The sequence below is a fragment of the Thalassolituus marinus genome (assembly GCF_020320395.1).
GTDB lineage: Bacteria > Pseudomonadota > Gammaproteobacteria > Pseudomonadales > Oceanobacteraceae > Venatoribacter > Venatoribacter marinus.
Genome location: NZ_JAEDAH010000046.1, coordinates 29,939 through 41,487, shown reverse-complemented (window position 1 = coordinate 41,487; position 11,549 = coordinate 29,939). Strand labels below are relative to the sequence as shown.

The window sequence follows — 11,549 nt, the reverse complement described above, 5'->3', positions numbered from 1 at the left end:
GGCTTTGATTCATAAAGATTGCCCCCATATAGTCTGAGACTATGCAGCGCCAGATATCTTACGTCCAGTCCGGAACATACAATTGATTCCCGACAAAGCCGGCGTACAATGCTGGGCTAAACCGACATTCCACAGGGGAAACACATGAGCGATAACATCCTGACCGTATCCGACGACTCTTTTGACGCTGACGTACTGGGCTCCGACCTGCCAGTACTGGTGGATTTCTGGGCTGAGTGGTGTGGTCCTTGTAAAATGATTGCTCCGGTTCTGGAAGAAATTGCAGAAGAGTATGCCGGCAAGCTGAAAGTGGCCAAACTGAACATCGACCAGAATGAAGCGACCGCACCTAAGTTCGGTATCCGCTCTATTCCGACTCTGATTCTGTTCAAGAACGGTAACGCTGAAGCCACCAAGATCGGTGCAATGAGCAAGTCAGAACTGACTGCATTCATTGAGCAGGCGATCTGATCTGACGCTTTGCCCAGCCATCAGAGCTTCGACTTTGGTGGTTTTTCTGCACATCCGGGGGGATATTCACCGCGGATGTGTAGACACCCCCAAATAATGTGTCTATAGTCTGAACACATATCTGGAGTTCTCCTACTCCGCCCTCGCCTGATAATTCGTCGAATATCCCAATCCAACTGTAATAACACCAGCCTTTATGAATCTTTCTGATCTCAAATTGAAGTCCGTTCCTGAGCTCCTTGAAATTGCCAAGGAAATGAAACTCGAGAACGTGAGCCGCACCCGTAAGCAGGACATTATCTTCGCAATCCTCAAGAACCACGCAAAAGGTGGTGAGGACATTTACGGTGATGGCGTTCTGGAAATTCTGCAGGATGGATTCGGATTCCTGCGCAGCGCGAACAGTTCTTACCTGGCTGGCCCTGATGATATCTATGTATCACCAAGTCAGATTCGTCGCTTTAACCTGCGTAAGGGTGACGAAGTATCCGGTAAGATCCGTCCGCCAAAAGACGGCGAGCGTTACTTCGCACTGCTCAAAGTTAACGCGATTAACGGCGACAAGCCTGAAAACACCAAGAACAAAGTACTGTTTGAAAACCTGACACCACTGTTCCCGCAGGAGCGCCTGGTGCTGGAAGTGGGTACTGGTTCTACCGAAGATCTGTCCTCCCGTGTGCTGGACCTGATTGCTCCGATTGGTAAAGGTCAGCGTGGTCTGATCGTTGCTCCGCCGAAAGCTGGTAAAACCATGCTGCTGCAAACCATCGCGCAAGCAATTACCCGCAACAACCCGGAAGCCGACCTGATCGTTCTGCTGATCGACGAACGTCCGGAAGAAGTAACCGAAATGAAGCGCTCTGTGCGCGGTGAAGTGGTTGCTTCGACCTTCGATGAACCACCAGCCCGTCACGTACAGGTTGCTGAAATGGTTATCGAAAAAGCCAAACGTCTGGTTGAACACAAGCGTGACGTGGTGATTCTGCTCGATTCCATTACCCGTCTGGCTCGTGCGTACAACACCGTAGTGCCGTCCTCCGGTAAAGTACTGACCGGTGGTGTGGATGCCAACGCACTGGAAAAACCAAAACGTTTCTTTGGTGCTGCGCGTAATGTTGAAGAAGGTGGCTCTCTGACCATCATCGCCACTGCACTGGTTGATACCGGCTCCAAGATGGATGAAGTTATCTTCGAAGAGTTCAAAGGTACCGGTAACCAGGAACTGCACCTGGATCGTAAGATTGCAGAGAAACGCATCTACCCGGCCATCAACATCCGTCGCTCCGGCACACGCCGCGAGGATATGATGTTCGATGAAACGTCTCTGCAGCGCCTGTGGATTCTGCGTCGTCTGCTGACTGAGATGGAAGATGTTCCGTCCATCGAATTCCTGCTCGATAAACTGCGTCAGACAAAAACCAACGACGAGTTCTTCGACAGCATGCGCGGTGGCAAATAAGCCCGGCGTAATGAAAAAAGCCTCCTGACGGAGGCTTTTTTTATGTCTGCAATAACCATCAGCGTCCTTCACGCACCTCCTGAAGTGCTTGTGCCAGACGCTGTTCCAGGCGCTGTTTCACCTCACCTGCAAATGCTCGAGAATATTCTGATTGTCCGGCAACTCAACATCGCTGAGCGATAGCGGGTAGTCGCTTTTACTGCCGCGTCTCTGTATCACTTCACGCACGACAGCGCGATAGAGGTCGCCACCGTACTGCCAGGCGCTGAACTCGATACCATCGCAGTAAATCGTCGCCTGACGCTCGGCATCCAGAGCGCCGCGCAGGTCGATGCTCGCCGTTTGCTGCGACAGATCGGGAACCCGACGACGAATCACTTCAAAATCCACCGTACGGTTTTTACGCCGGATTTCAGTCAGAACAATTTTACGGTTTTGCACCCGACCATCCTGCAGCTGCCAGCGCTGGTCGACCTGACGCAGAAATCTCAGTAACGGCATCAGCCAGAACTGACTACCGTGTTCGGTGTCCGGCCATTGCTGATGGATCAGCGCACCTTTTTCATCGACGAAGTAAAAGTACACTTTGCGATCATGGCGCCAGTAATAGATGTGCCAGAGTCCTGCTCTGGCTTCTGCAAAAATCAGGCGCAGCGGGCTGTTCAGCAGCGCCGCACGATCCAGCGTATAGGAGATGAACGTCCGCGATGGGCGCGCCAGCAATGCCAGTAGTTTCATCGGCGAATCAGCAGAACGCAGCTGCATCCCTTCGCGCCGTCCCTCAAGCAGATACCAGTTATCGGCCGCTTCAATCAGATACGGCGATTTTGGCTGCTCGATAAAATGAGTCTGCACATCAGCAATCAGTTGTTCGACCCGTAACCGAATCGCGCTGGCGCGGGATGCGCAGTGACAGTGAACATGCATGGCTGGCCAGCCGTGCTTACGCGCATAAGGCAGCTGCTGCAGAATATGCTGCAGACATTGCAGCATGGCGGCTTCGCCAGCAAAGCGTTCCACCACCCACTCGCCCCAGCTGTTGATACAGATAAGATCCAGTGTCAGCACCAGATTCTCGCGTGCGGAGCTGTACCCCAGAGCGTCATCACGGTTGCTGATTTTCTGCATGCCACGTCGACTCAGCTCGTGCTGAGGATCCACACCGACGTTCACCATCAGGTGCCAGGCCACAGGATGTGCGGGCTGCAGGAAATTCTTCGCTGCCGGTTTAAACGGCACCAGAGCTTTGATAACGCCTGCCACTTCTTTCAACTCATACTGGCTCAGCGGGTTGTGGCTGGGATAAATCGCCATCTGCGAATAGTTATCCAGCAACCCGTTAAAGCGGGCAAAGCACAGCAATTCAACCAGCCCCGGCGACTGCCGCAGTACCTGCTGCTGCTCCAGTGCCTCATCATCACTGCGATAAAAAATGCCCGGGATCAGTTGCCACACTTTGCGCTTCAGGTTTAAGGCCAGTTTTTCCTGCGCCAGCGATGGACTGATGCCGGGGTTAATATCAACGATCTTGCCGGGACGAGTATCAAAGGCGGCGTACAGGCGATTGCCGAGCGTCTGCATATCCTGGCGACTGATGTGCAGCCGGGTAACATACTTCTGACTGAACGCCGCCAGAAAACGATAACTGCCAAGCATCTCGCTGATCAGGGCATTGCGTTCGCGGGCAACCCGCAGCGGCGACCATTTCGGCCGCTGATCGAGATCGGCGAAGGTATCCTCACTCCAGCCCCAGTCGCGGCAAAGTCCGAGCATGGTTTGCGCCCGCCAGCTCTGACGTTGTGCCGGATTCATTTCCGACAGTGGCATTTTCACTTTGTAGTAGAACGCGCGCCGGGCCAGCTCTACACGTTCGCGATTGCCCTCTTTTTCCAGCTGTGCCGTCAGACGTGCGAGCAGCAACAGGTAGGCATCATTGCTGCCGACATCGGTGATACCGCGGTGAACACGTTCTTTCAGATCCCAGCACAGTGGGCGCATGTTCGGATACTGACCAGCGTAGTGGCGAGTCAGCAGCAGTTTCAGCAGCGACTTGTAGGGATCGGACAAGCCTTTGTTCAGTTGCCAGAGTCCGGCACCGACAAACTCAGCCGGTGGGATACTGGGAATAGCACCAAAATCCAGCCAGTGATCCCGGTGCACACGATGGTGCTCCAGCAGTTCATGCCAGAAATCATCGGCGTGACGTTCATGTTCGGTTGGAATCAGCCACCAGCGTGGCTGACACCCAGCCAGCCACAACGCACTGCGGTAAAACTCATCCAGCAACAGCATGTGCTGACTACTGCCGCAATCTTCGCCTTCAGCAGCCTGACTCTGGCCACTGCGGAAAGCCGACAGATTCATCAGAAAGAAATGCAGCTCCACGCCCTGACTGTCAGCCCAGCGTTCTATCAGATCACATTTGCTTTGCAGCGCAGCAATATCTTCCGGCGGCAATGATTCGTCGTAGCACAGCCACACATCGAGGTCGCTGCTACGTGCCTGAGCCAGCGAACCAAGACTGCCCATCAGATAAACTCCGCGAATCTGGCTGGCACTGAAGCCTCGCGGCAACTGAATACCACGCGCCAGGGTCTGTAACGACTGCAATGCCTGTCGTTCCGGCGTGTAGTGAGCGATACCACAGGGAATACTGTTATTAATAAACCCCGGCAGACGCGGGTTATTTACATGCAGCAGAACGGGCAGCACATCCAGTACGACCTGCTGTCTGCTTCCCATCAGCCCACGGGCCACTTCCAGGCGCGCCGTGTTCAATGTCAGAAATGAACTCTGCCACTGATGGACCTGTTGCGGGGATATCTGTCTGGAGGAGGAATACGCCATCTCATGAGTATAGACAGCGCAGGAGAATCCGGTGGCCGTATGCCACCGGATAGCATCCGAAAGACCTTATTTCATCAGGTTACGGATGTAGTTCGGCAGCGCAAATGACGCCACATGCACATCGGCATTGTAGTAACGGGTCTCGAATCCAGCCCCCGCAACGCGTGCCTGAATCTGCTCTGCAGTCTGTTGGCGCAGGGATTCATCATCTGTCGCCCATGCCAGGCTCATAAAGCCACCGATATAAGTCGGTACCGGCATCACATAGAAGCTGGCATCTTTATACAGTTTGCCCAGACGCTGATAGGTATTGGTCAGCTCGTCACCCTGCATAAAAGGTACGCCGTTCTGTGCCACCATAATGCCGCCTTCTGCCAGACAGTTGTTCTTCTCGTCGGCATAGAAATCGGAGGTGAACAGCACCTCACCCGGGCCGATAGGATCGGTGGAATCGGCGATAATAACGTCGAACTTGTCCTGGCAGCTGGCCACGAACTCTTTGCCATCGGCGATCACAATGTTCGCGCGAGGGTTGTCGTACGCGCCCTGAGAGTGGTTCGGGAAGTACTCTTTGCACATATCGATGACGCTGCCGTCGATCTCAACCTGAGTCACGTGTTCAACGTTCTGGTGACGCAGCACTTCACGCAGGATACCGCCATCACCGCCGCCGATGATCAGTACGCGCTTAGGGTTCGGGTGAGCGAACAGCGGCACGTGAACCATCATCTCGTGGTAAATGAACTCATCTTTTTCCGTAGTCTGAACCACGCCATCGAGCAGCATGACACGACCCATAAAAGGCGTCTCAACGATCTCCAGATACTGATGTTCAGTCTTAACTTCGAACAGTTGTTTGGTCACTGTGAAGGACTGCGCGTAGCCATCGTACAGGGTTTCGGAAACGACTTTCTTTTCGGACATGAGGATACCTGCAGGTGAATAAGTGAAATCGGGCCGCAGTATAACGGATTGCGCTGGCTAACCGTAGCGCTCTGTCAGGACTGGCCAGCCGGGGAATTGGCAGTAACCATCTGCTTTCGGCCATCAAAACGGTCGTACAGACGCTGATGGGCAGCACGAGACAACTCATCCTCCCGCTCATCGTAACCACGAATCCATTCCAGCAGCATCGGCAGGTTGGCATTCTGTGCGGCTTCAGACTCGTACTTGTGCGGTTCCCAGGGGCGCGAGCGGGCATTGCGCAGACAATCTTCCAGCGGCAGGTTCATGAAGATCATTTCATTGCACTCATCCACCAGCATGGCCAGCAGATCTGCATAGCAACCTTCGGCAATCCAGCCATCCGACTGGCCGATAATCTCCTGCATGGCCTGATAGCTCACCGCAGGAGCCTGCCGTATTGGTGGCACTTCATCGCGCCACGCCAGGGTGTCCAGATCCAGGTGAGGTAAGCCCTCACTATCCGCCAACTGGCGTGCCAGTGTACTTTTACCTGAACCGGAATTTCCGAAAATCAGTATTTTTCGCATCCCAACGTCCTGTTTGCTATGCCTGCCGTGAAAAACAAACGGGGCCATATGGCCCCGTTGTCTGCAGTGTTGGATCAGTCTTTGGCGACCACTTCCATGGCATCCACATTCTGGAAGCCGCGAGGCAGTTTATTGCCACGGCGACCGCGTTCACCGAGGTAGTGCTCAAGGTCGGCGAACTTCATTTTCAGGTGACGCTTACCGGCATGCACCAGCAGGGTATCATCCTGACCGAAGGCCACCGCACTGACCATCAGCTCTTCACGTGCTGCCGCACGAGCGCTGTTAATGCTGATCATCTTGTTGCCTTTACCGCGCGCCATCTGTGGCAGATCGGCCGCCGGGAATACCAGCATACGACCTTCATTGCTGACCGCTGCAATCCAGGATTTTTCCGGATCAGCAATTTTCGCCGGCATCATCACACGGGCATTGTCCGGCACGGTAATCAGTGTCTTACCGGCTTTGTTCTTGCTCTGCATATCGGCAATGGTACCGATAAAGCCGTAACCGGCATCGGTGCACAGCAGATACTGCTCGTCATCCTTACCCATCAGCGCCGCCATAAAACTGCTGCCGGAAGGTGGATTCAGACGTCCGGTCAGAGGCTCACCCTGACCTCGAGCCGACGGCAGGGTATGGGCTGCCAGACTGTAAGAGCGTCCGGAAGTATCGAGGAAAATGGCATTCTGGTTCGACTTGCCCAGAGCACTCGTGAGGTACTTATCACCGGCTTTGTAGCTGAGGTTCTCAGCATCGATATCATGACCTTTGGCGGCGCGCACCCAGCCCTTATCAGACAGCACGATAGTGACCGGATCAGCGGACAGCAGTTCCGTTTCACTGAAGGCTTTAGCTTCACCACGCACGACAACCGGCGAACGACGCTCATCACCGTACTTTTCAGCATCGGCGGTGATTTCTTTCTTGATCAGGGTTTTCAGACGACGCTCAGAGCCCAGTGTTTTCTCAAGGAAATCACGCTCTTTTTCCAGCTCATCCTGCTCACCGCGAATCTTCATTTCCTCAAGCTTGGCCAGATGACGCAGTTTTAACTCAAGGATGGCTTCTGCCTGGGTATCACTCAGACCGAAACGCTGCATCAGTACCGGCTTAGGCTCATCCTCACGACGAATGATTTCAATCACCTCATCGATATTGAGGAAAGCCACCAGCAAACCTTCGAGGATATGCAGACGCGCCAGCACTTTATCCAGACGATACTGCAGACGACGACGCACTGTTTCCGTACGGTAGCTGATCCACTCGGTCAGCATGGTCTTCAGGTCTTTCACCTGCGGACGGCCGTCCAGACCAATCACGTTCATGTTTACGCGGTAGTTGCGTTCGAGATCGGTGGTGGCAAACAGGTGAGCCATCACTGCATCGGTATCCACGCGGTTGGACTTCGGCACAATCACCAGACGTGTCGGATTTTCGTGATCGGATTCATCACGCAGATCCGTTACCAGAGGCAGCTTCTTAGCCTGCATCTGAGCCGCGATCTGCTCCAGAATCTTAGCGCCGGAAACCTGATGTGGCAGCGCGGTAATGACGATATCGCCGTCTTCCACAGTATACACGGCGCGCATTTTCACCGAGCCACGACCCGTGCGATACATTTTCAGCATTTCATCACGCGGAGTGATGATTTCAGCTTCGGTAGGGAAATCCGGCGCAATGACGTGCTCGCACAGATCGTCCAGCGACGCCGATGGCTCGTCCAGCAGACGAATCACAGCACTGGCCACTTCGCGGATATTGTGCGGCGGGATATCGGTCGCCATGCCCACAGCAATACCCGTAGTACCGTTGAGCAGCACATTGGGCAGGCGCGCCGGCAAAGTAACCGGCTCGTCCATTGTACCGTCGAAGTTCGGCTGCCACTCCACCGTGCCCTGACCCAGCTCACTGAGCAGCACTTCGGCATAAGGGGCCAGACGCGATTCGGTATAACGCATCGCGGCGAAGGACTTCGGATCGTCCGGCGCACCCCAGTTACCCTGACCGTCCACCAGCGGATAACGGTAAGAGAATGGCTGCGCCATCAGTACCATGGCCTCATAACAGGCGCTGTCACCATGCGGGTGATACTTACCCAGCACGTCACCCACGGTACGGGCCGACTTTTTGTACTTGGCCGTGTATTTCAGGCCGAGTTCGCTCATGGCGTACACGATACGTCGCTGAACCGGCTTCAGGCCGTCACCGATGTGCGGCAAGGCACGATCGAGAATGACGTACATGGAGTAATTCAGGTAGGCATTTTCGGTGTACTGCTTTAACGACTGGCGTTCAACGCCATCGTCGGTATAGCTGATCTGATCTGTCATAGTTCCTCAGAGTCAGGTCTGAATTATTATGGGCAGGATTATGACGGACGCAGCGGTAATGGCCAACCGCCACACAACACGCTCGCCGCAACATAGCCCGGCGTATCAATCGTCCTGCCGGTTTTCGTCTTTCACATAGCGTTCGTAGAAGGCACCGCCATCCATCGGCCGCGCATACAGGTAGCCCTGCATCCACTCACAGCCGATGCGTTTAAGCGTCTGCTGCTGCGCTTCAGTTTCCACGCCTTCGGCAATCACGGTCAGCCCCAGGCTGCGCGCCATCAATACGATGGCACGGATAATTTCATAGTCGTTGACGTCGTCGTTGATATCGCGCACGAACGACTGATCGACTTTCAGCACCGTCACCGGCATGGATTTGATCTTGCTCAGCGATGAATAGCCAGTACCAAAGTCATCAATGGCGAACTCAACCCCTAGCGTACGCAGCTGATGAATCTGCTGATTCACTTCCGTCGTGCCCGACATCATCAGCGACTCCGTGACCTCAAGCTCCAGCCACGCTGGGTTGAAGTCGAGGTGTTCCATAATGCGCGCTATGGTGTTGGCAAAGCTGGCATTAATCTGCACCGCCGAGACATTAACCGCAATCTTATCCAGCTGCAGTCCCTGCTGACGCCAGAACATAAACTGCTGGCAGGCAGAACGGACTACCCAGAAGCCCAGTTCGCTGATCATGCCACTGGTTTCCGCCAGCGGAATAAACTCATGTGGCGAGATCATACCGCGCAGCGGATGCGACCAGCGCAGCAGCGCTTCTACCCGACGGGGACGCTCCTCACCGATATGAAACTGGGGCTGAAAATGCAGTTCAAAGTGATGGCCTTCTATCGCTGAGCGCAGATCCTGCTCCAGCGACATACGCGAGTGCATGGTATCGGTCAGTTCGCGGTGATAGTCGTAAGAACGGTTACGCCCCAGCTCCTTGGCTTTATGCAGCGCAGCATCGGCGTTACGGATCAGTTCGTCAACGGTACTGCCATGCTCCGGATATACCGCAATCCCGGCACTGGCAAACACGCTCAGCAGGTGGCCCTGCAGACTGTATGGACGCGAGATAACTTCCAGCAACTGCCCGCATTTTTCCTGCACCCGGCTAACGTCATCAATACGGGTCAGTACCACCACAAACTCATCGCCGCCCAGACGCGCACAGATGTCCGAGTCACGCACATTGTTATGCAGGCGATGGGCAACATCCTTAAGCAGCAGGTCGCCCACGTCATGGCCAATGGTGTCGTTAATATCTTTGAAGCGATCGAGATCAAGGAAGATCACCGCCAGCGCTTCGCCGGCGCGGCGACAGATCTGCAATGCATATTCGAGCTTTTTGTTCAGCAACAGGCGGTTGGGCAATCCGGTGAGCACGTCGTGGTGGGCCAGATGCTCCAGATTTTCCTGAGCCTTTTTCAGTTCAGTGATATCACGACTGAGGCCGAAGACCCCCATAACATCGCCGTGCTTACTGAAAATCGGTGTTTTCTGCGTTTCCAGCAGAATCGTTTCACCATTAATGCCCTGAACCCATTCCTCATTCACGTTGGCATTACGCCGGCCAATGGCTTCACTATCCTTCTGGCGGAAGAAGTCAGCGGTTTCTTTATCGAAAAGATCGTAGTCTGTCTGACCGACAGGCTTTACCCCAAAAAAGTCATTGAAGCGCCGGTTACTGAATTCATAGCGTCCATTCACATCCTTGTAAAACATCAGATCAGGGATCGAATTGAGGATATCCTGCAGCAGCGTGGTACGTTCATCGAGTTGTTCATCGCTGAGTCTGCGCCGGCGGTTTTCTGTCCAGACAAACAAGCCAACGGCGACACAAAAAACCGCAAACGATAATGCCAGCAGTATGTGTGTGCGGTAGCGACTGTAAAAATCAGGATCACGATTAAGCCATTCGACGCTGGCTGGAAATGCAGATTCTTTATAGCCGTAATGAGCAACCACCTGAGCATCAATTAGCGTCTTGTAGTCACCGTGCCACTCCACCTGAATATCGTCCGGTGAAATGTGGTTCAGCACCATAGCCCCCATGGCGGCCGCCCGTTGCGCACTGGCTTTAAGGTCGACGACAACTCCGCCAATCAGTCCGCTGCCAATGCCCTGTTGCCACAAGTGCCAGATCGGAGCACCTGCTTCCAGTGTCAGATAGCGCACAGCCAGTGGGAAATCCCGCGATTCCTTTAGACGATCCTCCCGGGCAGAGACCAGCAGAACCGGTTCATTGCGAATAGTATCGAGCGACTGCGCCATCTCTTCCCAGCTGAGCTTCGCCAGCGAGTGCTCAACAATTGTCTGCCCCAGACTGCTGATTGCCTGGCGGATCTGCTGCATCTGCGGCTCATAACCCGGCAATCCATCGGTGATCACGTGCAGTCGTTCAAAACCCGGATAAACATTACGCAACAGGGCAATCTGCTCGTACACCGGCAGGGTTTCCTGCAGTCCGGTATAGCCGCCACGCGTTCGCAGCTCACGCACCAGATCACCGTTATGGACCCCCATAAACACCACCGGCACATCGTTAAACAGATTGCTCTGCTCTCCCGCCACCAGTGTCAGTGCCGCATCCCCGGCGGCAATAATCAGATCGTAGCGCTCACCGTTTTCCATCTTGGCAGACAACATACGGCGATAGGCATCGATATATTCAGGACTGCGGTGAAACTCCGCGTCCATAAACTCGGCATGCACCTGCAGAGACATATCCAGTGGCTGACTCAGGCCGTTGCGCAGCGTGTTTACAACGTCAGAAGCAAAAGGGTAAAGAGGATCAAAGGAGAGCAGCAACAGAATCTGACGGGCCTTCTGGTCCGCATGAATAGCAAAGCTACTCAGACTGATCAGACAGCCCACAACCACCAGCAGCGATTTTATTCCGTTCGCCATACTGCCCTCATTTGCGGAGTCAGGCTCCGGTTT

7 protein-coding genes are annotated in these 11,549 nt (G+C 54.3%); 2 read left to right on the top strand and 5 right to left on the bottom strand.

Annotated elements, in window-relative coordinates:
- Window positions 1-144: 144 nt before the first annotated feature.
- Together trxA and rho are read left to right on the top strand one after the other, a co-directional pair.
- Entirely contained in the window at window positions 145-471 is a 327-nt protein-coding gene (gene trxA, locus I9W95_RS09750) for a thioredoxin TrxA (protein ID WP_225674322.1), read from the top strand.
- Between the two features lie 196 nt (window positions 472-667).
- On the top strand, window positions 668-1,930 hold the full coding sequence (gene rho, locus I9W95_RS09745; RefSeq protein WP_225674320.1) for a transcription termination factor Rho: 1,263 nt from the start codon (window positions 668-670) through the stop codon (window positions 1,928-1,930).
- Window positions 1,931-2,047: 117 nt separating this feature from the next.
- On the opposite strand, the gene I9W95_RS09740 is transcribed toward rho, so the two are convergent.
- The 5 genes from I9W95_RS09740 to I9W95_RS09720 all read right to left on the bottom strand — a co-directional run bounded on the left by I9W95_RS09740 (window position 2,048) and on the right by I9W95_RS09720 (window position 11,516).
- A complete protein-coding gene (locus I9W95_RS09740) occupies window positions 2,048-4,777 on the bottom strand; it encodes a class I adenylate cyclase (protein ID WP_225674318.1) in 2,730 nt (909 codons plus the stop codon).
- Between the two features lie 66 nt (window positions 4,778-4,843).
- Complete coding sequence (gene speE, locus I9W95_RS09735; RefSeq protein WP_225674316.1) at window positions 4,844-5,701, bottom strand: polyamine aminopropyltransferase; 858 nt, start codon at window positions 5,699-5,701, stop codon at window positions 4,844-4,846.
- Between the two features lie 74 nt (window positions 5,702-5,775).
- Window positions 5,776-6,270: a P-loop NTPase family protein gene (locus I9W95_RS09730; protein WP_225674314.1), complete on the bottom strand. Its 495-nt coding sequence runs from the start codon at window positions 6,268-6,270 to the stop codon at window positions 5,776-5,778.
- Window positions 6,271-6,344: 74 nt separating this feature from the next.
- Window positions 6,345-8,603, bottom strand: coding sequence for a DNA topoisomerase IV subunit A (gene parC, locus I9W95_RS09725; RefSeq protein ID WP_225674312.1), 2,259 nt, complete (start codon window positions 8,601-8,603; stop codon window positions 6,345-6,347).
- A 105-nt stretch (window positions 8,604-8,708) separates the two neighbouring features.
- On the bottom strand, window positions 8,709-11,516 hold the full coding sequence (locus I9W95_RS09720; RefSeq protein ID WP_225674311.1) for an EAL domain-containing protein: 2,808 nt from the start codon (window positions 11,514-11,516) through the stop codon (window positions 8,709-8,711).
- Window positions 11,517-11,549: the final 33 nt, after the last annotated feature.